This window comes from Xylophilus sp. PBN-3R, from assembly GCF_057747805.1.
This window is the reverse complement of record NZ_CM173225.1, coordinates 270,145-294,511: the sequence shown is the minus strand read 5'-3', so window position 1 is coordinate 294,511 and position 24,367 is coordinate 270,145. Positions and strand designations below refer to the sequence as shown.

Genomic DNA, 24,367 nt, shown 5'->3' with positions numbered 1-24,367 from the left:
TCAGACGCTCTCGACCTGGAAGTTGAATTTGCCGCCGGCCTCGCTGCGCACCAGCGCCAGCTGCTGCGACGCCGGCAGAGCCACACGCGCGGCGGCGTAGTCGGCCTGTACCGGCAGCTCGCGGCCGCCGCGGTCGACCAGCACCGCCAGCTTGACGCTGGCGGGACGGCCGTAGTCGAACAGTTCGTTGAGCACCGCGCGGATGGTGCGACCGGTGTAGAGCACATCGTCGAGCAGCACCACGTCGGCGCCGTCGACATCGAACGGCAGAGTGGTGTGCGCGCTGGCCGATAGGCCGCGCTGGGCGAAGTCGTCGCGGTGCATGGCCGAAGAGATAACACCCGGCGCGTCGGGCAAGCCCAGTTCGGGCTGCATCCGCTCGGCCAGCCAGACACCGCCCGAGGCGATGCCGACCAGCCGGGTACGCGGCGTCAGCAGGCCGCGGACGCCACGCAGCAGGTCGGCATACAGCGCCTCTGCGTCCAGAAAAAGGGCGCCCGAAGCGCCCGTGGAGGATGGAGTGGATGAACTCAATCGAGGCTCCTGAGGAATTGTTCAAGGATGATGCAGGCCGACGCGGCGTCGGCATCGCGGGCGCCCAGAGAAAGCGCTTCGGTGGTGCTGTAGCGTTCGTCCACCTCGAACACCGGCAGACCGAAACGGCCGTGCAGCTGGCGTGCGAAGCGGCGGGCCTTCACCGTGTTTTCGTGTTCCGCGCCGTCCGGGTGGAAAGGCACTCCGACCACCAGGGCGTCGGGCTGCCATTCCTTGATGCGGGCGGTGATGAGCGGCCAGCGGGCATCGCCCTCGGCCTTGACGGTGGCTTGCGGCGTGACCATCTTCATCAACCGGTTGCCGCTGGCGACACCGGTGCGCTTCTGGCCGTAGTCGAACGCGAGGAAGGTCTGGACGCCGGCAGGGACGGGGGAAGCGGCAGGCGGGCCACCGCTCATGCGTGCCCCGCTTCGGGCGAGATCATCCAGGACTCCAGGCCCAGCAGCTTCAGGGCGACGTCGTAGCGTTTTTCGACCGGGGTGTCGAAGATCACCGACAGGTCGGCGCCGACGGTAAGCCAGCTGTTCTCGGCCAGTTCGCTTTCAAGCTGGCCTTCGCCCCAGGACGAATAACCCAGGGTGACCAGCACCCGTCTGGGGCCGGCGCCGGTAGAGATGGCTTCAAGAACGTCCTTGGAGGTGGTCATCTCCAGGCCGCCGGGAATGGTCATGGTGGAGGCGTAGACCGATTCGTCGGCCGGCACGCCGATGGCCTCGACCGCCTCGTGCAGCACGAAGCCTCGCTCCTGCTGCACCGGGCCGCCGTTGAACACCGGCGTCTCGCGGAGGTCGCTGCGGTCCAGCGAAAGTTCGACCTTGTCGAACAGCTTTTTAAGGCTGATGTCGCTGGGTTTGTTGATGATCAGCCCCAGGGCACCCTTGGGGCTGTGTTCGCAGAGGTAGATCACGCTGCGCACGAACGGGGCATCTTCAAGCCCCGGCATGGCGATCAGGAAATGATGCGTCAGGTTGATGGGGGCAGAATCGGCAGACATGGCCCGATTTTAGGCCCGCTACAAGACACCCCTTCAATGGACAAGAAGTATTCCGCGGGTCTGGTCTGGTTTAGGCGCGATCTCCGCGTCGACGACCACGCCGCCCTGCACCACGCCCTGCGCACTTGCGCCAAGGTGTATTGCGCCTTTGTGTTCGACACTGCCATCCTCGACGAACTGCCGCGCTCCGACCGACGGGTGGAGTTCATCCACGACTCGGTGGTCGAGCTGGACCAGGCTCTGCGCACGCTGGCAGACGACCCCGCCGCCGGGCTGATCACGCTGCACGGCAAGTCGCAGGAGGTGCTTCCGCAACTGGCCCGCGATCTCGGTGTGCAGGCGGTGTTCGCCAGCCACGACGACGAACCCTATGCCCAGCACCGCGACGCCCAGGTGCTGGGGGCGCTGGCCAATGCCGGCATATTGCTGCAGCTGGGCAAGGACCACACCATCTTCGAGCGCGACGAAGTGCTGACGCTGGCCGGCACCGTCTTCAGCGTCTTCACGCCCTACAAACGCGCCTGGCTGAAGAAGGTCGCCGACAGCTTCTACCTGCGGCCCTATCCCATCGAGAAATACGCCCATTTGCTGGCCCCGCGGCCGGATCAGTTCCGCGAGGCGGTGCCGCCACTGGCCGCGCTGGGTTTCGAGAAAACCAACCTGCACAGCCTGCAGATCCCGACCGGCATGAGCGGCGGCCGGCAGCTGTGGGATGCCTTCATCGACCGCATCGACGGCTATGACGACACCCGCAACTTCCCCGCGGTGAAAGGCCCAAGCTACCTGGGCATGCACCTGCGGTTCGGCACGGTGTCGATCCGCGCGTTGGCAGCCACCGCGCTGGACCGCATGCAGCAGGGCAGCAAGGGCGCGGAAACCTGGCTGAGCGAACTCGTCTGGCGCGACTTCTTCACGCAGATCATGTTTCACAAGCCGCATGTGATCGGCCACGCCTGCCGGCCCGAATACGACGCGCTGAAGTGGGAACACGGCAAGCAGGCGGACGCGCATTTCAAGGCCTGGTGCGAGGGCCGCACCGGCTACCCGCTGGTGGATGCGGCCATGGCGCAGATCAACCAGACCGGCTACATGCACAACCGCCTGCGGATGGTGGTGGCGAGTTTTCTCATCAAGGACCTCGGCATCGACTGGCGCCGCGGCGAGGCGTATTTCGCCGAACACCTGAACGACTTCGAACTGTCCAGCAACAACGGCAACTGGCAATGGGCGGCATCGACCGGCTGCGATGCGCAACCCTGGTTCCGCATCTTCAACCCGGTCACCCAGAGCCGCCGTTTCGACCCGCAGGGCAAGTTCATCCGGCGTTACCTGCCGCAGCTGGCGCGCCTGTCGGACGCCGAGATCCATGCGCCGTGGACCGCCGCACCGATCGAGCTGGAAGCCGCGGGTGTGGTGCTGGGTCGCGACTACCCGCAACCGCTGGTGGAGCACGAAACCGCGCGGCAGAAGACCCTGGCGCGTTATTCGGCGGTGCGTCCCCGGAAGGATTGAGATGGGCCCCCGGGCTCCAGCAGCACTGCCAGCTGTGCGGTATGGCAGTGCAGGCAGAGGTGGGGTTCGGCCCGGGTCTGCCGGTGGTGGCGGGCCGACCGGCACCATGCGCCGTCGCGCTCCGGGCCGGATTCAGGCCTGCGGCCCCATCAGTGCGTAACGCCTCACCAGTGCCAGCAGCTCGTCTTCCGGGTAGGGCTTGCCCAGGTAATGGCTGGCGCCCAGCGAGGCGGCGTATTCACGGTGCTTGGCCGCCGTGCGCGAGGTGATCATCACCACCGGCAGGTCGGCCGTCGTCGGGTCGGCCCGCAGGTGGCGCAGCAGGTCGAATCCGTCCATTCGAGGCATCTCGATGTCGGACAGCACCAGCACCGGCCGCTCTTCGCGCAGACGTTCCAGAGCCTGCTGGCCGTCCGCTGCCAATGCCACCCGGTAGCCTTCGCGCCGCAGCAGGCGCTGGGTGACACGGCGTACGGTGATGGAGTCGTCCACCACCAGCACCAGCGGCAGTTGCACCACGGTTTCGGCCACCGCCGGCAGGCCGTCGGCCTGTCCAGCGTGGCCCGCCGCGGCAGCCGCCTGCCGGGCTCGCACCCGTTCGCCGACCACATGCACCAGCGCCACCGGGTTGTAGACCAGCAGCACCGCGCCGGACGGCAGCACCGTCATGGCGGACAGGCCCGGCAGCCGCGCCAGTTGCGGGCCGAGGTTCTTCACCACGACTTCCTGCTGGCCCAGCACTTCGTCCACATGCAAGGCCACCCGCTGCTGGGTGCTGCGGAAGACGATCAGCGGCCGGGTGCGCCCGGCAGGTTCGTCGCTGGCCGCCGAAGACTGCAGCAGCGCACCGGCCCAGAAGAAGGGCACGGTCTCGCCGGCATGCGACACCGTGCCGTCGGCATAGGCCGCGTCCAGTTCCGGCGCCGTGGCACGCCGCACCAGTTCGACGACCGTTGCCGGCACGCCGATGGTGAGGCTGCCGATCCGCAGCAGCAGCACCTGGGTGACCGCAGTGGTCAGGGGAAGCACCAGCGCGAAGCGGGTGCCCCTGCCGTCTTCGGTGTGGATCTCGATGCGGCCGCCGGCGCCCTGCACCTCGCTGCGCACCACATCCATGCCGATGCCCCGGCCGGCGCGTTCGTCGACTTCGGCTGCGGTGCTGAAACCGGGCGTGAAGATCAGCTCGGACAGCGCCGCAGGCGTGGGCTCGGCGTTCGCCGGCAGCAGGCCGATGTCGAGGGCCTTGATGAGGATGCGGTCGAGGTTCAGGCCCGCGCCGTCGTCGGCGACATCGATGGCGACGTCGTTGCCTTCCTGCCGCACGGCCAGCGTGATGCGGCCGACGGCAGGTTTGTCCGCCGCCAGCCGCACGGTGGCCGGCTCGATGCCGTGCACCACCGCATTGCGCAGCAGGTGTTCGAAAGGCGGCAGCAGGCGTTCGAGCAGGCCGCGGTCCATTTCGACGCTGGCGCCCATGATTTCCAGCGCCACCGACTTGCCGGTTTCGCGGGCGGTCTGGCGCACTACTGCGTGCAGGCGTTCGGCGATGCTGTCGAACTCGACCATACGGGTGCGCAGCAGGTCGCGCTGCAGCTCACGGGCCTGGCGGCCCTGGGCGACGAGGTCGTCCTCGGCACCCTGCATGGTGCGCTGCAGGTTGCGCTGCACCGTCGCCACGTCCTCGACCGACTCGGCCATCATGCGGGTGAGTTCCTGGACCCGGGTGAAACGGTCGAACTCCAGCGGGTCGAACCCGGCGGCGCTGTCCTTGGCCAGCGCCAGACGCGACTGCATCTGAGATTCGGACTGCACTTCCACGTCCCGCAACTGGCGGCGCAGGCGGTCCAGGTTGCCGGTCAGTTCGGCCAGCGAGCCCTGCATCTGGCCCAGGCGGGCCTCGATGCGTGAACGGCTGATCATCACTTCGCCGGCTTCGTTCACCAGCCGGTCGAGCAGGCCGGCGCGCACCCGCACCGAACTGCCCGCATTGCGCGCCGGCGCGACCAGAGGCGCCCTTTCCGGCACCGGTACGCCGCGCGGCGGAGCGCTGGTTTCCACCGCCGGCGCATCGGTTTCCGGCTCGATGACGGCCTCGACCGCGGCCGAACCCAGCTGCGCCAGCGCATCCTTTTCGCACAGCGCCTGGAACTCGGCCTGCAGCGCATCGGCATGCACGAACAGCGCCTGGACCTCGGCGGCCGGCAGGTCGCCTGCATCCAGGCCTTCGATGACCGTCTCGAAACGGTGCGCCAGTTCGCCCAGCTGCATGGCGCCGGCCAGGCGTGCGCTGCCCTTGAGGGTGTGCAGCAGCCGCAGCACTTCGCTGCGCGCCGCCTTGTCGCCGGGCTGGCCGGCCCAATCGCGCAGCGCGGTGCCGAGGCGGGGCAGCAGGTCCTGCGCCTCTTCCTCGAAGATGGGGAAGAGGTCCGGATCGATGGTGTCCGGCAGCGGCGGCAAATCGGCCGGCCGGACCGCTGCAGGCGCTTCGACAGCCTCGACGGCGGTAACCGCCATGGCTTCGGGCTCCAGATCTTCCGGGGCATCGAAGGCATCGAGGTCGTCGAGCGTTTTCACCTCCGCATCGCGCAGGAAGAAAGCCGCGCCGGGCGTCTCCACGTCATGCGGTTCGGTGTCGATGATGGCCTGCAGCTGACGCAGCAGCCGCGGTGTCGGCTCCTTCAGGAAACCGGCAGCGAACTGGTGCAGCAATCGGCGGATGTCTTCCGCGCTGTCGACGAAAACGCCCGCCTGGTGCGGCGTGCCGCTGCGCTGGTGCTGGATGTGGTCCAGCGCCAGCTCCAACAGGCGTGCCAGTGCGGACAGTGGCTCGAACCCGACGGTGGCCGAACTGCCGGCCAGCGAATGCGCCAGCGGACTGGCGGTCGGAGGCACCGGGCGGTGCAGTTCCAGCGACCATTCGCCGAGTTCGGTTAGCAGCCGGCGCGACCATTCGTCGGCTTCGTTGAGGTAGACGTTGTAGAGCGGAATGGAGATACGCAAGTCGCCGATGACCTTGGTCTCGTCTTCGTGCGTTTCTTCCGGCACGGGCTCCGGCTCCGGCTCCGGCCATTCGACGACTTCATCCAGCACGGGCAGTTCCGGCCCGTACTCCTCGTCCTCGTCCTCGTCGGCGGGCGGCATCGAAGGCGCGAGCTCGGGCAGCGCGGGGAAGTCCGGATCGTCCGTTCGGTCCGCGCCGGCCACCGGCGCTGCGGCCTCGGCAAGTTCGACGCCGGTGCGCAGCGCATCGGCGGCGGCGCGGAAGGGCTGCGGATCCCAGCCGGCGTCGGTGCCCTGCTCGATGTCGTCCGCCCAGCGGCGCAGGTCCAGCAGGGTCTGGCGCGACAGGACACGGTGCGGCTCGGGTATCGGCTTCTGTTCGGCCAGCCAGACGTTGAGCAGTTGCTCCATCGCCCAGGCGGCCTCGGCGAAATCGTTCAGTTCCACCATGCGGGCACTGCCCTTCAGGGTGTGGAAAACCCGGCGCAGCGCGGTCTGCTCGCTCAGGCCCTCGGCATGGCGATCAAGTGCGTCCAGCGCTTCCAGGCCGGCGGCGATGACTTCGCGGGCTTCTTCCAGAAAGACCTCGCGCAGGTCGAATTCCTCGTCCTCGTCCTCGTCCTTGTCCAGGGCGGCGGCGGGGGCGGAGGTTTCGGGCGCGGGTTGCGGTTCGGGTTCCGGCTCGGCAAGGGGTTCGGCTGCGGTCGGTTGCGCCATCACCACCCGCAATATTCCCTGCTTTTCGTCGTACACGAAAAGCCGCCGCGCCAGCATCGGCTGGTAGGCCAGCATGTCGATCAGGAAACCCAGCGCACCGATGCTGCTGCCCAGGGCTTCGAAAACCCCGGCCCGCGCCCCGGCATCCGCCGGTTCGCCCGCCAGCAGGTGTTCGACCTGTTCGCGCATCTGCACCACGGCCAGCACCGCCTGGTCCAGGCCCAGCACCGACAGCACACCCCGCATCTGCGCCATGTGGCCGGGCACCGGTCCCAGCGGCGCGGTGTTGTCGGGCGCACGGAAGAACGCATCGAGGGACTGTTCGGCCTGCTGCAGCGTGGAACGCAGTTCGTCCACCACGCTGCCCATCGTCTGGCGGTCGCTGACGCGGTGGTAAAGCGCCTCCATCCAGGCGTCGAGCGCTTCGGGCGCAGCGGCCGGCGCGCTGGCGCGGTCCAGCCGGCGGGCCAGCAGTACAGCGCGTTCGGCCATCACTTCTTCGGGCGTGTCGAGGGCCTCGTAGGCGGCCTGCAGGTACAGCACCGAGGTGGCCACTTCCATCGCCAGGGCGGTGCCGGGTGCTTCGCCGCGCCGCACCACCGTGTCCAGCGCGCGGGTCAGGGCGTCGGCCAGCGGGCTGTCCTGCGCATGCAGGCGGCGCAGCGAATCGGCGACCAGGCCGAACTGGTCGGCCGCGGCCTGCAACCGGGCGCGGTCGCCGCCGGCCAGCGCCGACCAGGTTTCGGCGGCGGTATGGATCCGTTTTCTGGCCTGGGCCAGCAGGGCCGGCTCGAAGCGACCGAAACGGCGGCGTTCATAGTCCGACGGCGCATCGGCCGGCATCGACCAGGCATGCCGCACCGCTGCCAGCGCCGGAGCCGCGCCGGCCGGCGCCGGCCGTGCGTGGGCGCAGAAGAACAACATGTCCTGCAACAGTTGCGGCTGAACCCCGGCGTCGCCGCGGGCCAGGCCGCTGTACTGCATCAGCACCCGCGATGCGACCCGCTTGGCATGCAGGTCGTGTGGCAGCAGGTCGAGCGCCTGGGCTTCGAAGAAACCGCCGCAGACCTGCCAGAACACACGCGCATCCCCGGCCGGCAGGCCGGCCGCCAGGCGCAGGGACAGGTCAGACAGCGTGCGGGCCGCGGCGCTGTCGCCGGTCTTGACGACACTCAGCACCTTCTGGTCGAACTGGCTGCGCGCGGCCGGTCCGTAGGCCAGCGGCGCGGGCTCGCCGATCAGCGCCGGCGTGGCGGGCGCGGCATCTGCCAGCCACAGCTCGGCCGGATGCACCTTGTCGACGCCGGCCAGGGCCTGCAGTTCACGGTATTGCGGAAACAGCCCGACCGCCGAATGGTGTTTGCCGGCCAGCAGCGCATCGAGGTATTCGCCGATGGCGAAGATGGCGCGCTCGACCATGCCGACCGCTGCCGGATTGCAGCTTTCGGGCTGGTCGATGAAACGTTGCACCACCGCTTCCATGGCAATCGGCAGGCGCGCCAGCGGTCGCAGTCCGATCATCTCGAGCGCACCCGATGCCTGATGAAGATGCTGGCGCGCGGACCGCAGCAGCGTTTCGTCCGGACCGGGAGCATCGGGGTCGTCGGCCCGGCCGGTGTCGAGCAGATAGCGGCGCAGGCCCTTCAGTGCCGAGTCGAGCTGGCGCCGCAGTTCCGCCTCGATCCACGCCAGCGGCGCCATGTCCAGGTCGGGACGCGCCGGCATGGCGGCCCGGGGCGGGGTTTCGTGGCTGATGGCCATGGCGAGGCTACCGTTCTGTCGTTCAGACGATCTTGAAGCGGGCGACGGACTGGCGCAGTTCGTCGGCCATGCGGGACAGTTCACGCACCTGCAGCGCGGTGGAACGTGTGCCCTCGCCGGTCTGTTCGGTCACCGCGAAGATGTGCTGGATGTTGTCGGCCACGCCGTTGGCCAGGCGGGCTTCCTGCGATGCGGACGACGAGATGGCCTCGATGAGGTCGGCCAGCCGGCGCGACACGCGGTCGATTTCGCTGAGTGCGGTGCCGGCACTGTCGGACAGCCGGGCGCCCTCGACCACACCCTGGGTTGAGCGCTCCATCGCGGCCACCGCGTCCTGGGTGTCGGTCTGGATGGTGCGCACCAGCGCCGAGATCTGCCGGGTGGCGTCACCCGAACGTTCGGCCAGCCGCTGCACTTCTTCGGCCACCACCGAAAACCCCCGACCGGCCTCGCCAGCCGATGCGGCCTGGATGGCGGCGTTGAGCGCCAGCACGTTGGTCTGCTCGGTGATGTCCGAGATGAGTTCGGTGATTTCGCCGATTTCCTGCGAAGACTCGCCCAGGCGCTTGATGCGTTTGGAGGTGTCCTGGATCTGGTCGCGGATGGCATTCATGCCGCCGATGGCGTTCTGCACCGCCTGCAGGCCCGAGTCGGCCGCCTGCAGAGACTGGCGGGCCACCGAGGCGGATTCCTGCGCCTGGGTCGACACGTCGGTGATGCGGCCGGCCAGGTCGAGCACCGACTTGCCGGTCTCGCGGATTTCGCGCAGCTGTTCGGTGGACGAGTTCAACAGGTCGCTCGAGGTGCTGTCGACCTGGGAGGTGGTCTGCGCCACGCGGGCCGCGGTGTTCTGCACCGCGGAGACCAGGGCGCGCAATTCCTCGACGGTGTAGTTGACCGAGTCGGCGATGGCGCCGGTGATGTCTTCGGTCACCGTCGCCTGCTGGGTCAGGTCGCCCTCGGCGACGGCCTGAAGCTCGTTCATCAGGCGAAGAATGGCGGCCTGGTTGGCGTCGTTCACCCGCCGTGCTTCCTGCTGCATCTGCTCGGCCTGGACCTGCTGGGCTTCGGCGGAGACACGGCGCTGGTCCGAAGCCGTCTGGCGCGCCCGGCTGTCCAGCAGCAGCACACGCGAAAGGCCGAAGGCCGAGGTGAGCAGCACCAGCAGCGCCAGCAACATGGCCAGCAGCACCGGCAGGCTCAGGCCGGCTTCACGCGACAGGTGCGATTGCAAAGCCTCGAGCGCGCGGCGCAGCGGTTCGCTGTCCGCCACGATGGCGACCTGCGCCTCGCGGGCGGACACCTGGCCCTGCAGGTTGCCGAGGATGGTGGCTGCCTGGCTGCGGGTCTCGCGGTACTGCGTCAGCAGCGCCTGCAGCTGTTCGCGGGTCTGCGGGTCGCGGGTGGCGGCCAGCCGCAGGTCGACGCTGCCGTCGAGCAGTCCCTGGGCGATCTCGCGGAAGGAATTCAGGTCCTTGCCGAGCAGGAAAACCGCTTCGGGACTGACACCTTCCGCCGTCTGGAACTGGTTGGCCGACTTGCCGATCCGCTGGGTCAGCATGACCAGCTGGCCGGCGGCGGACACATCGCCGTCGGATGCGTTCTGCTGCAGTTTCAGCGATGCGATGTTCTCGGCGATCTCCAGCAGGTCGGCCGATTGGCCGTTGATGGCGCGCAGGGCCGAGCCGACCTGGGTCAGCGTCTTTTCCTGCTTCATCACCACCTGGGCATTGCGGGCGGCGCGCGCGATGAGCGGCTCGGCGGCTTCGAGTTCTTCGCTGTAGCCCGAGGCCACCGGGGCGATGCGCAGTTCGCTGTCGCCCTCCTGCAGCGCGGTGCCGATGCGGTCGAGCGTGGCGGCGCTGTCGGCCACGTCCGGGAAAGCCTGCTGGCTGCCGACGATGGCCTGCGAGACCGACTTGGCCAGCCGTTGCGACTGCATCAGCGCCTGGCCGGTAGCCGCCAGTTGCTGTGCGTTGGTGTTGGCCTGGCGCAGGGCATAGGCCGCCAGGCCGACCAGCGCCAGCACGGACGCGGCCAGCATGAGGTATAGCACCCGCTGGTGCCGGTTGATGGAAGCCAGACCCAGGCCGGGCAAGGCGACCAGTTCGGAGTCTTCGAAAGTGCCGGCTTCGACCATGCGGGTGGGCTGGAAGGCGGCGTCGGCGTCGACAGCGTGTGGGGCGTGTGCAGCCGGTGCGCTGGCGGCGACCGCCGGCGGAGCCGCAGCGCCGCGCGGCAGGTCGAAACCGCCGGCCCGGGCTCGGGCGATTCCGGCGGTGCCGGCGCTTTCGGGCCGACCCCGTTTGCGGGCGAAGATTTTTCCGAGTTTGTCGGCGACGGACATGGATGGCGGTCCTGGCGGAAATGTGGCGGAAATGAACGGTGACGTGCTCAGCCTTCGAGGCCGAGTGCGATGTCGAGAAAACGCGGGAATTCAGCAAGTGCCTGCAGGTCGATTTCCTGCCAGCTGCGTTGCTGCGGATCGGTGTAGACAGAGCCGTGCCAGTCGTGCGCTTCGTCCGCACGCGGCGAAACGGACACGAATGCCTCGCCGCCGCGCAGGCCGGCCAGCCGGTCGACCACCAGCGCGCATTGCACGCCGAGCGCGGCATTGAAGGTGAGCAGGCTCGAATCGGCCCGCAGTGCCTCTGCCGGTCGGAGCGGCGCGGCTTTGCCGGAAGGCGCCGCCACGGCGGACAGGAACTGAGCCAGGTCGATCACGCCGGACAGGTTGCCGCGCAGGTTGGCCACGCCCAGGAACCAGGGTCGGGTATAGGGCACCGGCTGGACCGCCGTCCACGGAAGGATTTCACCGGCCTGCGCCAGCGGGAACAGGTAACCGGCGCCGCCGGCTTCCGCGGCCAGCCAGGCGACCGACGGGCCTTCGTCGCGTGCAGCCTGGAGACGGCTGGCCAGGCGGCTCTGGAGTTCGCGCAGCGCCTGGCGGTTGGCCATGGGGCTCAGCCGAGCTCGGCGATGCGGGCCTTGAGCTCCGCCGGATCGACCGGCTTGGTGAGATAGGCGCGCGCGCCCTGGCGCATGCCCCACACCTTGTCGGTCTGCTGGTTCTTGCTGGTGCACATGAAGACCGGCACGTCGGCATAGGCCGGATTGCGGGTGATGGTGCGCGTGAGCTGGAAACCGCTCTGGCCGGGCATGACCACGTCCATCAGGATGAGGTCGGGCTTTTCCTCGGCCAGCCGGCTCAAGGCCTGCTCGGCGTTTTCGGCGGTGCGCACCGCCATGCCGTTTTTCTGCAGCAGGTCGGTGAGAAACATCAGTTCGGTCTTGGAGTCGTCGACGACAAGCACCTTCTGGATAGGCATCAGAGGACTCCTGGCTGCGATGGCGCCAGCTGCTGCACCACCGTGAGCAACTGGTCTTTGGTAAAGGGCTTGGTCAGGTAGTCCTGGCAGCCGACCATGCGGCCGCGAGCCTTGTCGAACACACCGTCCTTGGAGGACAACATGACCAGGGGAGTAGCGGCGAAACGCGGGTTGCGTTTGATGATCGCGCAAGTCTGGTAGCCGTCGAGTTTGGGCATGAGGATGTCGCAGAAGATCAGCTCGGGCTCGTAGTCGTTGACCTTGGCCAGCGCATCGAAGCCGTCGTCGGCCAGCAATACTTCATGCCCGCCCTGTTTCAGGAATATCTCGGCGCTACGGCGGATGGTGTTGCTGTCGTCCACCACCAGAACGCGGCAACGTCTTGCGCTTGTGCTCACAGCTGCTCCTGTCTGCAGAAAGGAAAGGCCCGGCTTCGCGCAAGAAGACCGGTTTAGATCTGCACCATCTCGAAATCTTCCTTGCGAGCCCCGCACTCCGGGCAGGTCCAGTTCATCGGGACCTGATCCCACGGCGTGCCGGGTGCGATACCGTCGTCGGGTACGCCGGCGGACTCGTCGTAGATCCATCCGCAAATCAAGCACATCCAGGTTTTGGGGTCAGTCACAGCTTATAGGTCGTTCACATTCGAAGCAACGATTGTATCGACTGGTTCCGACGTTGCAGCCTGCTTACCAAACTCGCTGCGCTGGAACCGGCCTCGAAGCGACACGTTGCACAATGGAAGCCTGCTACCCGGTTGCCCATTCACGTACTCCACGTGCCTCACGCGCTCCACCCGCACCGACCCATGCCCCTGCCGCCCTCCTCCGCTCCCGACCTCTCCCCCGACGAACTCCAGGACGACGAAGACGACGGCCGCCCGGCCTGCGTGCTGGTGTTCAACGCCAACGACCCGAGCGGAGCCGGAGGCCTGTCGGGCGACATGCTGGCGATCGCCTCGGTCGGCGGCCACGCCCTGGCGGTGGCCACCGGCGCCTACGCCCGCGACAGCGCGAAGATCTTCGAACACTTCCCGCTGGACGAGGAAGCCGTTTCCGAACAGGCGCGGGTGGTGCTCGAAGACGTTCCTGTCGACGCCATCAAGGTGGGTTTTGCCGGCACGCCGGCCAACCTGGGTGCCATCGCCGAGATCGCCACCGACTACGACGACCTGCCGCTGATCGCCTACATGCCCGACCTGTCGTGGTGGACCGAAGACGAGATCGACGCCTATCACGACGCCTTCCGCGAACTGCTGCTGCCCCAGACCACCGTCCTCATCGGCAATCACGGCACGCTGTGGCGCTGGCTGCTGCCGGACTGGTCGAACCAGCGTGCGCCCACCGCCCGCGACATCGCCCGCGCCGCCGGCGAATCGGGCGTGCCCTACACCCTGGTGACCGGTATTCCCCTGCCGGAACAATTCGTCGAGAACACGCTGGCATCGCCTACCGCAGTGATGGCCACGGCGAAGTTCGAACTCTTCGACGCCGTGTTCTCCGGAGCTGGCGATACGCTTTCAGCCGCACTGGTGGCGCTGGTCGCCAACGGCAGCGACCTGGTCGAGGCCGTCGGCGAAGCCCTGCATTACCTGGACCGCAGCCTGGACGGAGGTTTCCGCCCCGGCATGGGCAACGTGCTGCCCGACCGCCTGTTCTGGGCGCAGCCGGACGAGGACGAAGAGGCCGAAGAAGCTGCATCTTCGGACGTCACCAAGGCGCTCGAAAGCTTCGTGATGCCGCTGCCCGACACCAAACACTGACCCGCCACCGAAACTCTTTTGCCTTTTCCATCGCCATGACTTCAGAAGACCGCAACCTTCCCCTCTTCGAACGCGCCCGCACGGTGATTCCCGGCGGCGTCAATTCGCCGGTCCGCGCCTTCAAGGCCGTGGGCGGCACGCCGCGATTCGTGAAACGTGCGCAGGGCGCGTATTTCTGGGATGCCAACGACCAGCGTTTCATCGACTACATCGGCTCCTGGGGCCCGATGATCCTGGGCCACGGCCACCCGGCCGTACTCGAGGCCGTGCAGAAGGCGGCGCTGGACGGATTTTCGTTCGGCGCGCCGACCGAACGCGAGATCGAACTGGCCGAGAAGATCATCGAGCTGGTGCCTTCGGTGGAAATGGTGCGCCTGGTGAGTTCGGGCACCGAAGCCGGCATGAGCGCCATCCGCCTGGCGCGCGGCGTGACCAACCGAAAGACCATCATCAAGTTCGAAGGCTGCTACCACGGGCACGCCGATGCGCTGCTGGTCAAGGGCGGTTCGGGCATGGCTACCTTCGGCCATCCCACCTCGGCCGGCGTGCCGCCGGAAGTGGTGCAGCACACGCTGGTGCTGGAGTTCAACAACGTCGAACAACTCGAACAGGCCTTCACCGAATACGGCGTGGACATCGCCTGCGTGATCCTGGAGCCGATCGCCGGCAACATGAACTTCGTACGCGCCAGCCCGGCGTTCGCCCAGGCCGCGCGCGACCTGTGCACCCGTCACGGCGCGATGCTGATCTTCGACGAAGTGATGACCGGCCTGCGGGTGGGCCTGAACAGCGCGCAGGGCGTGATGGGCATCCGCCCCGACATCACCGTGCTGGGCAAGGTGATCGGCGGCGGCATGCCGCTGGCGGCCTTCGGTGCATCGAAGGCCATCATGGAACACCTGGCGCCGCTGGGGCCGGTCTACCAGGCCGGCACCCTGTCGGGCAATCCGGTGGCGACCGCCTGCGGACTGGCCACGCTGAACGAAATCAGCAAGCCCGGGTTTTTCGAGGCGCTTTCGTCCCGCACCACACGCCTGGTGGACGGCCTGGCCGCCGAGGCCGCCAAGGCCGGCCTGCCCTTCTCCAAGGACAGCCAGGGCGGCATGTTCGGATTCTTCCTGCTGGACAGCCTGCCCAGCCACTACACGCAGGTGATGACCACCGACACGGCCAGGTTCGGCCGCCTCTTCCACGGCCTTCTGGACCGTGGCGTGTATATCGCACCGGCGCTGTATGAAGCCGGGTTTGTCAGCGGCGCCCACACCGATGCCGACATCGACCAGACGGTGGCGGCAGCCGGCGAGGTTTTCGCCGGCCTTTGACACGTCCTAATCGAACCGGCCGCGCAGCCCCACGGTGAGGCGGCGGCCGGGGGCGGATTCATAGAAACGGCTGTTGCCGTCGTTGACGATCAGCGATCCCGCATAACCGCGGTCGAACACGTTGTCGATGCGGCCCCAGGCATACCAGGCGATGCCGCCCGACTTGAATTCCTTGCCGGCGCGCAGGGCGAGCACGCCGTAGCCGGCAGCCGCCTCGCTGTTCAGGTCGTCGGCGAAAGCCTTGGCCGACATCTGCAGCTCGGCGCCCAGCTTCCAGCCGAAGCCGGGTGCGGCATCGACGATCAGCTGCGCCGTGTCGCGCGCGGTGCCGGGCAGCCGGTTGCCGCGCCGGATGGTGGTGCCCGCAGCGTTGGCATATGCGCTGTCGAAGAAGGCGTCCAGGCGGGTATAGGCCAGCCGCGGTGCGACCTGCCAACGGCCCATCGGTTTGCCGGTCACCGCCAGTTCGGCTCCGCGCCGCACCACCGAATCCGCGTTCTGGTACACCGTGCGGCCATTGACGGTGGCGGCCGGCACGATCTCGTCGCGGCTGCGGGCGTTGAACAGCGCGGCTTCCAGGTTGAACCGCGGCTGCTGCCACTTGGCTCCGATTTCGAGCTGCCGGCTCTTGGCAGCGTTCAACCCGAAATTGGGACCGGTGTTGTTGGCGCTGTAGGCGAGTTCGGCCAACGTCGGTGTCTCGAAACCCTGGCCGGCGTTGGCGTAAAGGTTCAGGTTGTCGGCCGCGCTCCACACGACCCCCAGCACCGGGCTGGTCTGCCGGTAATCGCGTGAGCCACTGTCGTTCGGATTGACGGCGGTGACGTAGTGGTCGTCCACCGACAGCCGCACCCGGCTGTTGCGCAGGCCGCCGATGAAACGCCAGTCGGGCGTGGCCTGCCAGTCGATCTGGGCGAACAGGTCGTTGTTGCCGGCGCGGTCGATCTCGTCTCGACGCAAGGCACCCGGGATCCCGTTGTTGTTGACGAAACCCTGGCGCCGTTCGCGCTGCCGGTCGACGCTGACACCCGCGGTGACCGACAGCGGCAGGCCGGCGGCGGTGCGCAGGTCATGGGTCCATTGCAGGCCGACGCCGCCGTATCGCCGCTGCAGGTCGACCACGCCGCCGGCGCTGGTCAGGGCCGCGCCGTTCATCGAAAGATATTGGGTGACATCGCGGGTGCCGCCATAGATGCGGCCCTCGATACGGTCCTGCGCGCCGATCTTCTGCTCGATCACCAGGCCGAGCTGGTTCTGGCCGATGGTCTTGCGGGTGTCGAAGGTGTTGGCCACCGACGTCACCTGCCGTGGATTGGCGCGCAGCTGTGCCGCGGTCAGTCCCAGCGGGTCTTGCGCCTTGGGCGAGTCGAACAGGTTCACCAGCGCGGTGACTTTGGTGTCGCTGCTGGGGCGGGCCACCAGCTTGCCGTTGATCTGGGTGCGCTCGGCGGCGCTGTGATCGCGCCAGCCGTCGGTTTCCATGTGCGATATGTCGAGCAGGCCGCCGAGGGTGCGGTCGCCGAAGTCGACCGATACATCACCAGCCCGCAGACCATAAGCGCCGGCCGAGAACGAGGCGCTGGCACCGCCGCCCGGCTTGGGGTCGCGTGTGAAGACCTGCACCACACCGCCGGCTGAATTGCCATATTGCTGCGCAAGCGGGCCGCGCAACACGTCTACACGCGCCGCGGACGCCAGTTGGGCCGTCGCAGCCTGGCCCTGGCCGTCCGGCGAGGTGGCGGGAATGCCGTCGACCAGGATCCGCACGCCACGCACACCGAAGGTGGAACGCGAACCGAAACCGCGCACCGCGATCTGCAGATCCTGCGCATAGTTCTGGCGGTCCATCACCACCACGCCGGGCTGGCCGATCAGCAGTTCGGAAAGGTTCACCAGCGGCGACGCAGACCGGAAACCATCGACCGCGACGCTGGTCTGGCTGGCCGCCGAATCGAAACGCCGCTGGGCAGCGCCGCTGCTTTCGACCTCGACGACGGGCAATGTATCCGCAGTCGCCTGGGCGAATGCGGAAAGGCTGCAAAGCGAAAACGCCAGCAGCGGCAGTTCGCGCAGCCGCATCAATGGCGGAAGTGCCGCACGCCGGAGAACACCATGGCCACGCCACGCTCGTCGGCTGCGGCGATGACTTCGGGGTCGCGCATGCTGCCGCCCGGCTGGATGACGCAGCTGGCGCCGGCATCCACCACCACGTCGAGGCCGTCGCGGAACGGGAAGAACGCGTCGCTCGCGACCACCGTGCCGCTCAACGCCAGGCCGGCGTGTTCGGCCTTGATGCTGGCGATGCGGGCGGAATCGAGGCGGCTCATCTGTCCGGCGCCGACACCCATGGTCATGCCGTCCTTGCAGAACACGATGGCATTGCTCTTGACGTACTTCGCGACCTTCCAGGCGAACAGCAGGTCCTGCAGTTGCTGCGGCGTGGGTTGCACCTTGGTGACGACCTTCAGTTCGGCCAGGGTCAGTTCGCGGTTGTCGGCGGTCTGCATGAGGATGCCGGAGCCGATGCGTTTGACGTCCATGGCGTTGCGGCCTTGCGACCAGGCGGTGTCGCCGCCCGGCGGCAGCGCGATCTGCATCAGGCGCACGTTGGCCTTGGCCTTGAAGATCTCCAGCGCTTCCGGCGAGAACGAAGGCGCCATCAGCACTTCGACGAACTGCCTGGAAACAGCCTGCGCGGCGGCGGCATCCACCGGCTGGTTGAAGGCGATGATGCCGCCGAAGGCCGAGGTCGGGTCGGTCTTGAAGGCCTTCGAATAGGCGTCGAGCGCATCGCGGCCGACGGCCACGCCGCAGGGGTTGGCATGCTTGACGATCACGCAGGCCGGTTGTTCGAAGCTCTTGACGCATTCCCATGCGGCATCGGCGTCGGCGATGTTGTTGTAGCTGAGTTCCTTGCCCTGCAGCTGCTGGCCGGTGACCAGCGAGCCGGGCGCAGGGTACAGGTCGCGGTAGTACGCAGCCTGCTGATGCGGGTTCTCGCCGTAGCGCAGGTCCTGCAGCTTGATGAATCGACCGTTGGACTGGCCGGGAAACAGCGCATGGCTGTCGTCGTCCTGGATGCGCGACAGGTAGTCGCTGATCGCGCCGTCGTATTGGCTGATGCGGTTGAACGCGGCCACCGACAGGGCGAAACGGGTTTTCTTCGACAACTCGCCGGCCTGCAGTTCGGCCAGCACCTCAGCGTATTGCGAAGCGTCGGTCACCACACCGACGTCCTTCCAGTTCTTGGCGGCGCTGCGCACCATGGCCGGGCCGCCGATGTCGATGTTCTCGATGGCGTCTTCCAGCGTGCAGCCGGGACGGGCCACGGTGGCTTCGAACGGGTACAGGTTGACCACCAGCAGGTCGATGGTGGCGATACCGTGTTCTTTCAGCGCAGCCATGTGCTCGGGTAGATCACGTCGTGCCAGCAGGCCGCCGTGCACCATCGGATGCAAGGTCTTGACCCGGCCGTCGAGCATCTCGGGGAAACCGGTGACTTCGGCGACCTCGGTGACCGGCAGGCCTTCCTTGGCCAGCAGCGCGGCAGTGCCGCCGGTGGACAGCAGGCGGATGCCCAGGGCGTGCAGGCCCCGGGCGAAGTCGACGATGCCGGTCTTGTCGGATACGGAAAGCAGTGCGTTCATGAGGACGGGTTTCTTATTTGATGAGTTTGTGTTCGACGAGCTTCTTGCGCAGGGTGTTGCGGTTGAGGCCCAGCCAGTCGGCGGCGCGCGACTGGTTCTGCGCAGCTTCGGCCATCACCACTTCCAGCAGCGGGCGTTCCATCACCTGGATCAACATGTCGTACATGCCATGCGGCTGTTCGCCGCCGAGATCCCGAAAATATCCCTGCAGGCTGTCGCGTATGCAGGTTTCGATCATTTGCTTGCTCATGCTCTTCTCTTGTGTGCTCTTTATGTTCTTGTGTTCGTATCGGCCGCCGCGCCCGGCAGCCCGTGCGCGACCGGCTAGCCGCAGCTGTCGGCGGGCACGGATTCTTCTTCGGGGTCGCCGGTGGCCAGCGGCGCCGGCAGCCGGTCGGACACAGTGCCCAGGCCATCGAAATAATCGGCCACGGCCAGGGATTGCAGGCGGCAGTCCTCGATGCGGTTGATGCGGTGGCGAAGCTCGTCGCCGTCCGGCAAGCCGCGCACGTACCAGCCGATATGCTTGCGGGCACTGCGCACACCGGTCAGTTCGCCATATAACGCGTAGTGGTCTTCGAGGTGATCCAGCAGCAGGCGGCGCACCTCGATGACCAGTGGCTGGGCAAGGTGTTCCCCGGTTTCCAGGAAATGCGCGATCTCGCGAAAGATCCACGGACGGCCCTGGGCTGCGCGGCCGACCATCACCGCGTCGCAGCCGGTCGCGGCAAAGACGTCGCGGGCGCGTTCGGGCGTGCTGATGTCACCGTTGGCGACCACCGGAATACGCACCGCGTTCTTGACCGCGGTCACGGTTTCGTATTCGGCATGGCCGCGATAGGCCTGCTCGCGCGTGCGTCCGTGGATGGTCAGCATCTGCACGCCGGCCGACTCGGCCGCACGGGCAATGGACACCGCATTCCGGTGTGCGTCGTCCCAGCCGGTGCGCATCTTGAGGGTCACCGGGACGCCGTGCGGAGCCGCCGCCGCCACCACCGCCTCGACGATCGACAGCGCAAGGGGTTCGTCCTGCATCAGCGCCGAACCCGCCCATTTGTTGCAGACCTTCTTAGCCGGACAACCCATGTTGATGTCGATGATCTGCGCACCGCGGTCGATGTTGTAGGCCGTGGCCTCGGCCATCATGGCTGCATCGGTGCCGGCGATCTGGACGGAGATCGGCGTCGTCTCGCCTTCGTGGTTGGCCCGTCGGGAAGTCTTCAGGGTGTTCCACAGATCACGCCGTGAAGTCACCATCTCGCTGACCGCATAACCGGCTCCCAGCGACTTGCACAACTGCCGGAACGGCCGATCCGTCACACCCGCCATGGGAGCGACGAACAGACGGTTCGTGAGTTTGATGGGGCCTATTTGCATGGCGCGGACAGGGTGCAAAGCAGAAAAACGAAAGGGGGTCGCGGCGGGCGAAGGGCGTGATTCTAGCTGCCTAAAACTTCAGCAAACCAAATGCCGTTACAGCGCTCGGACACCCGCTGCGATACTGGCAAGCACATGCAATCCTGGCTAGACACCCTCCTTTCGTTCCTCGCACTGCCTCAGTTCGGGTTGAGCACACTTTTCATCGCGTCGTTCATTTCGGCGACTTTGTTGCCCATCGGCTCGGAACCAGTGTTGTATGGCCTGCTTCATCTGAATCCCGACCTGTTCTGGTCAGCCATTCTGGTGGCCACCGCAGGCAATACGCTGGGGGGCGCGCTCGACTGGTGGATGGGCTACGGAGCCCACAAGGTGACCGACCGATACAGCCACTCAAAACATCACACAAGGGTGATCGACTGGCTGAAAAGGATGGGCCCGAAGGCCTGCCTGCTGAGTTGGCTGCCGCTGGTGGGCGACCCGCTATGTGCGGTTGCCGGATGGCTGAGGTTGCCGTTCTGGCCCTGCCTCGCCTATATGCTGATCGGCAAGTTTCTGCGTTACCTGATCATGACCACGGTGCTGGTCTATTTTTTCTAGCCCCGGGCTTCAGCGCGCCACGGCAGCCACATCGAAACGCAACGGTCCGTACCAGGCCTGCGCCTTGGTTCGGGTGTTGTCGCTGTCGGTCATCAGCGCAACGCCGGTCAGCCTGGACGGCGTTTCGCCGAATGCACGCTCGAAATCGGCTTTGACATCGCGTTGGTACAGCGTCCACTGGCCTAGGCGGGAGGGACCGGATTCCACGACGATCGCGCGCACCCTCGAACTGCGCGGATGCACGATCACCGTGCCGACCGGACGCTGGTTGCACCAGACATACATCAGCGTGGCATAGGGCATCTCTTCGCCTGTCAGCGTGCGTGCCAGTTCGGCCATCGCCCATTCACGTGCGGTAAACCGGCTGCGATCACCGTCGAAAGCCAGCACCACCCGGGCAGGCGCGTCATCGGACTCACGGGCGCCCAGGTCGGCCCCTTCGATCAGCGAACTGACCTTCCAGGAAAAATGAAATTGCCCCATCTGCTCGGGAGTGACTGCCATGGCGGCGCGCAACATGCTGGCGGAAGAGGCAGCGGAAGCCTGTACCGCCACGCGGCCTTCGGGCCCGTCACCCCGAACGAAGGCGTATCGGGTCGCTTCCTTGCCAGGAAGCCGGTAATGCTCCCAAACCGGCAAGGCCTGCATCCGGCCTGCGACGTTGCCCAGGGAACGCCCCCAGGAGCGCTCTTCCGGTGTGATCGCAACCGGCTGCACACGCGCCGGCTCGGCCGTTTCTTCGGGCTCGCTTGAAACCTGGTCAGGCATATGGAATGCACAACCTGCAAGGGCAGCAGCGCATAAGAGAGCAGGCAGGAAAGCAAGGCCAGTACGTTCATACAGGGGCATGGGATGGAAGCTTAATCGCTGCCGACGCGGCCTGGCGTCTTATCCCCTCCGATTGGTCTACCTCCCCCAGCCAGAAAAGGATGAACCATGAAAAAAGCCCCCGGCTTTCGCCGGGGGCTTTTGTTTCTATACAGACACTGGCACAAGGCCAGCGTTTGATTAGAAGGAGTGCTTCACGCCGACAGCGAAAGCGGTAGCGTTGCCGCCAGCGACGGGGTTAGCCGTTGCCAGGCCGCCCACGCCGGCGAAGTTGTACGTAGCGCCGCCCTTGTTGTTGATACGAGCAACGTCAGCGTACACAGCGGTGCGCTTGGACAGGTTGTACACGTAGCCCAGCGAGAACTTGTTAGCGTCGTTGTTGCTGTTCTTCACGTCGTAACGCGAAACTTGTGCACGCAGGACACCAGCACCCAGGGGAGCGGTAGCGCCGATGGCGTAGGTGTTCAGCTTGTAATCAGCAACCGTTGCGCGGCCGTCGATCTTGTCTTGCTGGACGAAGATCATGGGCTTGACAACACCGAAGTCGTACGAAGCGCCGATGTTGGCGATCTTGTAGTCTTCTGCGTACGAAGCGGCACCAACGGTGCGCACTGCGTCAGAGAAAGAACCGTAAGAACCGGACACGTCCAGCGGGCCGTTTGCGTAACCCAGGCGACCACCGATGAAGTTACCGGTCTTGTCGGTGATTGCGTTAGCAGCGGTGGTGCTCAGGCCGTTCGGCAGGGTGACAGCCGTGGTGGTCGAGTTACGTTCGCCGAAGGCGTACTGCACGTTACCGTAGAAGCCACCCAGGGTTGCGGGCAGGAAGTAAGCGATGGAGTTGTTGACGCGGGTAGCGCCGTTCAGGCCGGTAACACCGGAACCTGCAACACCGTACTGTTCGATCTGTTCGAAGCCGCGCTGGCCCGACACGTCATACGAGATGGACGGCAGGTAGGTGGCAGCGAAGTCACGACCCAGACGGATTTCACCGAAGGTGCCAGACAGGCTGACGGTCGAACGACGTTGGAAGTCGAAACCGGTGGTTTGCGAAGCGCCACCGCCGACGTCGTTGTTCAGAGCGCCTTCCAGCCAGAAGCTGGCAGCCAGGCCGCCACCGAGGTCTTCGGTGCCGCGGAAGCCGAGACGGCTGGTGCCGTTGCCGCCGTTCAGCAGGCCGGTGGTGTGGCCAGCGCCTTCGTTCTTAACGTAGCCGACGCCAGCGTCAATAATACCGAACAGGGTCACCGACGATTGAGCCATTGCGGCGCCGGAAGCAGCCAGCACAGCCAGGGCGATCAGAGATTTTTTCATTGCGAGTTTCTCCAAGGTTAAACAGAGGGCGCCGGATCGAAGGAAGCACTCGTGCGCTGTTTCGCGCATCCATGTTCCCACCGGTTCCCCGGGCCAACCTCCTCTTCGGAAGTTGGGCGTATTCCACCAGACCGACCGATGTGGCGCAAAGCATTTGTGAGGCGAAACAGTCACAAAGCGTGGTTTCGTTGCATCACAACAACGGATAAACCAAGCCATCGGCAACCGCCGACAGCCATGTGGGAGGACTCCTACAGAGTGAATGGCAACGCCGTCAAACCCGGTTGCTTGTGAGCGACAAAGGCTGTTGCCGATGTGGAGCGATACGGACCGATTTCCTCTGAAACCGGCCGGCTCCGCAGTGCGCCTATGCTTGAGCCGAACCGGAGAAATAGACCATGGAAAAAATCCTCGTGACCGCCGATGCGGCGTTGCGCACCCTGTTTGCCGAGCACCGGGCTGCCCGCCCGACCCCACCTTCGGCTCAGAGTGCCGGCGAATTGAGCACCGAAGAGAAGAAACTCTCGGCAGGTTTCATGCGGGTCAACCATGTCGGCGAGATATGCGCCCAGGCGCTCTATACCGCCCAGGCCGCCGTGACCCGCAATGCCGCCCTTCGCGAGCAGCTCGAAGCCGCGGCCCGTGAAGAAACCGATCACCTTGCCTGGACGCGGCAGCGGCTGGACGCACTGGGCTCGCGGCCCAGCCTGCTGAATCCGCTGTGGTACGCGGGCGCATTTGCGCTGGGTCTCGTGGCCGGCAAGATCAGCGACCGGGTAAGCCTCGGTTTTGTCGCCGAGACCGAAGACCAGGTCAGCGAGCATCTCGGCAAACACCTTAAACAGCTGCCGGCCAACGACCTCGCGTCACGCGCCGTCGTCGCGCAGATGAAGTTCGACGAGGAAGAGCATGCCCAGGAGGCACGGCGCGCTGGCGGGATCGAACTGCCCGGCCCGGTGAAGTTGCTGATGCGCGGAGCGGCGCGTGTCATGACGACTACGGCACACCACATCTGACGACTTCCGGGCCGGCCTCGCTCTCAATCGGCTTCGACGAGTTCGAAGCTGGTCGTGATTTCGGCCATCTGGCCCAGCATGATGCTGGCCGAGCAATATTTTTCGTGGCTCAACGCGATCGCGCGCTCGACTGCGCCGGCTGGAATTCCCTTACCGGTCACCACGAAGCGCATGTGGATCCTGGTGAATATCTTGGGATCGACCGTCGCGCGCTCGCTGCTCAGGTGCACATTGCAGCCGCGCACATCGTGGCGACCACGCTTGAGGATCAACACGACGTCATAGGCGGTGCATCCACCCGTGCCTGCAAGCAGCAACTCCATCGGTCGCGGCGCAAGGTTCCGGCCGCCGTTTTCCGGGCGCGCCTCGTCGGGTGCGCCGTCCATGTTGATCACATGGCCGCTGCCGGTCTCGGCGGCAAAGCCCATCGGCGAACGGGTTCCCGCTCCGCCTGTCCAGCTCACTGTGCATTCCATCGTTTGAGTTCCTTCCGACCTTTGGAGACGCCATTGTCGCTTTTGTGGCATTTCGCCTACATATGGGTTCGGGGGTTGTTGCGTCGCAGCAAGACACCGCTATACTTCACACCATCGCAGCGCCCATCAGGATTTTCCCGATGTGCTTTCCCTAACA

The 24,367-nt window shown here is 66.3% G+C and carries 21 protein-coding genes; 5 read left to right on the top strand and 16 right to left on the bottom strand.

Translation table 11 applies throughout. From position 1 onward, the window contains the following. The 3 genes from pyrR to AC3ANW_RS01405 are packed head-to-tail and all read right to left on the bottom strand — an operon-like array spanning position 1 to position 1,549. Positions 1-534 carry a bifunctional pyr operon transcriptional regulator/uracil phosphoribosyltransferase PyrR gene (pyrR, locus tag AC3ANW_RS01415; RefSeq protein WP_488343429.1) on the bottom strand — a complete coding sequence of 178 codons (534 nt, stop codon included), beginning with the start codon at positions 532-534 and terminating at the stop codon, positions 1-3. Continuing rightward, complete coding sequence (gene ruvX / locus AC3ANW_RS01410; protein WP_488343428.1) at positions 531-953, bottom strand: Holliday junction resolvase RuvX; 423 nt, start codon at positions 951-953, stop codon at positions 531-533. Before ruvX ends, pyrR begins: the two co-directional genes overlap by 4 nt. Next, positions 950-1,549 carry a YqgE/AlgH family protein gene (locus AC3ANW_RS01405; protein WP_488343427.1) on the bottom strand — a complete coding sequence of 200 codons (600 nt, stop codon included), beginning with the start codon at positions 1,547-1,549 and terminating at the stop codon, positions 950-952. Before AC3ANW_RS01405 ends, ruvX begins: the two co-directional genes overlap by 4 nt. Positions 1,550-1,585: 36 nt before the next feature. On the opposite strand from AC3ANW_RS01405, the gene AC3ANW_RS01400 reads away from it, so the two are divergent. Beyond that, on the top strand, positions 1,586-3,061 hold the full coding sequence (locus tag AC3ANW_RS01400) for a cryptochrome/photolyase family protein (protein ID WP_488343426.1): 1,476 nt from the start codon (positions 1,586-1,588) through the stop codon (positions 3,059-3,061). A gap of 132 nt (positions 3,062-3,193) precedes the next feature. On the opposite strand, the gene AC3ANW_RS01395 is transcribed toward AC3ANW_RS01400, so the two are convergent. Genes AC3ANW_RS01395 through AC3ANW_RS01370 form a run of 6 tightly spaced genes read right to left on the bottom strand, consistent with a single transcriptional unit; the run spans position 3,194 to position 12,472 of the window. Next, a complete protein-coding gene (locus tag AC3ANW_RS01395) occupies positions 3,194-8,539 on the bottom strand; it encodes a hybrid sensor histidine kinase/response regulator (protein ID WP_488343425.1) in 5,346 nt (1,781 codons plus the stop codon). A gap of 22 nt (positions 8,540-8,561) precedes the next feature. Next, on the bottom strand, positions 8,562-10,886 hold the full coding sequence (locus tag AC3ANW_RS01390; protein WP_488343424.1) for a methyl-accepting chemotaxis protein: 2,325 nt from the start codon (positions 10,884-10,886) through the stop codon (positions 8,562-8,564). 47 nt (positions 10,887-10,933) lie between these two features. Then, entirely contained in the window at positions 10,934-11,497 is a 564-nt protein-coding gene (locus tag AC3ANW_RS01385) for a chemotaxis protein CheW (RefSeq protein WP_488343423.1), read from the bottom strand. Between the two features lie 5 nt (positions 11,498-11,502). Next, positions 11,503-11,868: a response regulator gene (locus AC3ANW_RS01380; RefSeq protein WP_488343422.1), complete on the bottom strand. Its 366-nt coding sequence runs from the start codon at positions 11,866-11,868 to the stop codon at positions 11,503-11,505. Then, complete coding sequence (locus AC3ANW_RS01375; RefSeq protein ID WP_488343421.1) at positions 11,868-12,266, bottom strand: response regulator; 399 nt, start codon at positions 12,264-12,266, stop codon at positions 11,868-11,870. Before AC3ANW_RS01375 ends, AC3ANW_RS01380 begins: the two co-directional genes overlap by 1 nt. A gap of 53 nt (positions 12,267-12,319) precedes the next feature. Further along, positions 12,320-12,472, bottom strand: coding sequence for a rubredoxin (locus tag AC3ANW_RS01370; RefSeq protein ID WP_488345326.1), 153 nt, complete (start codon positions 12,470-12,472; stop codon positions 12,320-12,322). A 204-nt stretch (positions 12,473-12,676) separates the two neighbouring features. Here AC3ANW_RS01370 and thiD point away from each other — a divergent pair, with 204 nt between their 5' ends. Both thiD and hemL read left to right on the top strand, forming a co-directional pair. Continuing rightward, entirely contained in the window at positions 12,677-13,630 is a 954-nt protein-coding gene (thiD, locus tag AC3ANW_RS01365) for a bifunctional hydroxymethylpyrimidine kinase/phosphomethylpyrimidine kinase (protein ID WP_488343420.1), read from the top strand. A 35-nt stretch (positions 13,631-13,665) separates the two neighbouring features. Continuing rightward, a complete protein-coding gene (hemL, locus tag AC3ANW_RS01360) occupies positions 13,666-14,952 on the top strand; it encodes a glutamate-1-semialdehyde 2,1-aminomutase (protein WP_488343419.1) in 1,287 nt (428 codons plus the stop codon). A gap of 6 nt (positions 14,953-14,958) precedes the next feature. On the opposite strand, the gene AC3ANW_RS01355 is transcribed toward hemL, so the two are convergent. The 4 genes from AC3ANW_RS01355 to dusB all read right to left on the bottom strand — a co-directional run bounded on the left by AC3ANW_RS01355 (position 14,959) and on the right by dusB (position 19,976). Further along, on the bottom strand, positions 14,959-17,031 hold the full coding sequence (locus AC3ANW_RS01355) for a TonB-dependent receptor family protein (RefSeq protein WP_488343418.1): 2,073 nt from the start codon (positions 17,029-17,031) through the stop codon (positions 14,959-14,961). Continuing rightward, a complete protein-coding gene (gene purH, locus AC3ANW_RS01350) occupies positions 17,031-18,599 on the bottom strand; it encodes a bifunctional phosphoribosylaminoimidazolecarboxamide formyltransferase/IMP cyclohydrolase (RefSeq protein ID WP_488343417.1) in 1,569 nt (522 codons plus the stop codon). Before purH ends, AC3ANW_RS01355 begins: the two co-directional genes overlap by 1 nt. Before the next feature lie 13 nt (positions 18,600-18,612). Further along, a complete protein-coding gene (locus tag AC3ANW_RS01345) occupies positions 18,613-18,849 on the bottom strand; it encodes a Fis family transcriptional regulator (RefSeq protein WP_488343416.1) in 237 nt (78 codons plus the stop codon). 74 nt (positions 18,850-18,923) lie between these two features. Further along, positions 18,924-19,976 (bottom strand): tRNA dihydrouridine synthase DusB, encoded by a 1,053-nt coding sequence (gene dusB / locus AC3ANW_RS01340; RefSeq protein WP_488343415.1) that lies wholly within the window; start codon positions 19,974-19,976, stop codon positions 18,924-18,926. A 135-nt stretch (positions 19,977-20,111) separates the two neighbouring features. Here dusB and AC3ANW_RS01335 point away from each other — a divergent pair, with 135 nt between their 5' ends. Then, on the top strand, positions 20,112-20,576 hold the full coding sequence (locus tag AC3ANW_RS01335) for a YqaA family protein (RefSeq protein ID WP_488343414.1): 465 nt from the start codon (positions 20,112-20,114) through the stop codon (positions 20,574-20,576). Between the two features lie 9 nt (positions 20,577-20,585). Here the strand turns inward: AC3ANW_RS01335 and AC3ANW_RS01330 are convergent, their stop codons facing one another. Next, positions 20,586-21,344 (bottom strand): DUF3047 domain-containing protein, encoded by a 759-nt coding sequence (locus AC3ANW_RS01330; RefSeq protein ID WP_488343413.1) that lies wholly within the window; start codon positions 21,342-21,344, stop codon positions 20,586-20,588. A gap of 240 nt (positions 21,345-21,584) precedes the next feature. Further along, the gene (locus tag AC3ANW_RS01325) at positions 21,585-22,718 is read right to left on the bottom strand and encodes a porin (protein WP_488343412.1); all 1,134 of its coding nucleotides are present in this window, start codon (positions 22,716-22,718) and stop codon (positions 21,585-21,587) included. Between the two features lie 398 nt (positions 22,719-23,116). Here AC3ANW_RS01325 and coq7 point away from each other — a divergent pair, with 398 nt between their 5' ends. Beyond that, a complete protein-coding gene (coq7, locus tag AC3ANW_RS01320; protein WP_488343411.1) occupies positions 23,117-23,734 on the top strand; it encodes a 2-polyprenyl-3-methyl-6-methoxy-1,4-benzoquinone monooxygenase in 618 nt (205 codons plus the stop codon). A 23-nt stretch (positions 23,735-23,757) separates the two neighbouring features. Here the strand turns inward: coq7 and AC3ANW_RS01315 are convergent, their stop codons facing one another. Beyond that, a complete protein-coding gene (locus tag AC3ANW_RS01315; RefSeq protein ID WP_488345325.1) occupies positions 23,758-24,210 on the bottom strand; it encodes an OsmC family protein in 453 nt (150 codons plus the stop codon). Positions 24,211-24,367 lie beyond the last annotated feature (157 nt).

What these genes read in the sequence shown, in the direction of transcription:
- ruvX (WP_488343428.1), bottom strand. Translation starts at nt 953, where the DNA reads ATGAGCGGTGGCCCGCCTGCCGCTTCCCCCGTCCCTGCCGGCGTCCAG.
- AC3ANW_RS01405 (WP_488343427.1), bottom strand. Translation starts at nt 1,549, where the DNA reads ATGTCTGCCGATTCTGCCCCCATCAACCTGACGCATCATTTCCTGATC.
- AC3ANW_RS01400 (WP_488343426.1), top strand. Translation starts at nt 1,586, where the DNA reads ATGGACAAGAAGTATTCCGCGGGTCTGGTCTGGTTTAGGCGCGATCTC.
- AC3ANW_RS01395 (WP_488343425.1), bottom strand. Translation starts at nt 8,539, where the DNA reads ATGGCCATCAGCCACGAAACCCCGCCCCGGGCCGCCATGCCGGCGCGT.
- AC3ANW_RS01390 (WP_488343424.1), bottom strand. Translation starts at nt 10,886, where the DNA reads ATGTCCGTCGCCGACAAACTCGGAAAAATCTTCGCCCGCAAACGGGGT.
- AC3ANW_RS01385 (WP_488343423.1), bottom strand. Translation starts at nt 11,497, where the DNA reads ATGGCCAACCGCCAGGCGCTGCGCGAACTCCAGAGCCGCCTGGCCAGC.
- AC3ANW_RS01380 (WP_488343422.1), bottom strand. Translation starts at nt 11,868, where the DNA reads ATGCCTATCCAGAAGGTGCTTGTCGTCGACGACTCCAAGACCGAACTG.
- AC3ANW_RS01370 (WP_488345326.1), bottom strand. Translation starts at nt 12,472, where the DNA reads ATGTGCTTGATTTGCGGATGGATCTACGACGAGTCCGCCGGCGTACCC.
- thiD (WP_488343420.1), top strand. Translation starts at nt 12,677, where the DNA reads ATGCCCCTGCCGCCCTCCTCCGCTCCCGACCTCTCCCCCGACGAACTC.
- hemL (WP_488343419.1), top strand. Translation starts at nt 13,666, where the DNA reads ATGACTTCAGAAGACCGCAACCTTCCCCTCTTCGAACGCGCCCGCACG.
- AC3ANW_RS01355 (WP_488343418.1), bottom strand. Translation starts at nt 17,031, where the DNA reads ATGCGGCTGCGCGAACTGCCGCTGCTGGCGTTTTCGCTTTGCAGCCTT.
- purH (WP_488343417.1), bottom strand. Translation starts at nt 18,599, where the DNA reads ATGAACGCACTGCTTTCCGTATCCGACAAGACCGGCATCGTCGACTTC.
- AC3ANW_RS01345 (WP_488343416.1), bottom strand. Translation starts at nt 18,849, where the DNA reads ATGAGCAAGCAAATGATCGAAACCTGCATACGCGACAGCCTGCAGGGA.
- dusB (WP_488343415.1), bottom strand. Translation starts at nt 19,976, where the DNA reads ATGCAAATAGGCCCCATCAAACTCACGAACCGTCTGTTCGTCGCTCCC.
- AC3ANW_RS01335 (WP_488343414.1), top strand. Translation starts at nt 20,112, where the DNA reads ATGCAATCCTGGCTAGACACCCTCCTTTCGTTCCTCGCACTGCCTCAG.
- AC3ANW_RS01330 (WP_488343413.1), bottom strand. Translation starts at nt 21,344, where the DNA reads ATGCCTGACCAGGTTTCAAGCGAGCCCGAAGAAACGGCCGAGCCGGCG.
- AC3ANW_RS01325 (WP_488343412.1), bottom strand. Translation starts at nt 22,718, where the DNA reads ATGAAAAAATCTCTGATCGCCCTGGCTGTGCTGGCTGCTTCCGGCGCC.
- coq7 (WP_488343411.1), top strand. Translation starts at nt 23,117, where the DNA reads ATGGAAAAAATCCTCGTGACCGCCGATGCGGCGTTGCGCACCCTGTTT.
- AC3ANW_RS01315 (WP_488345325.1), bottom strand. Translation starts at nt 24,210, where the DNA reads ATGGAATGCACAGTGAGCTGGACAGGCGGAGCGGGAACCCGTTCGCCG.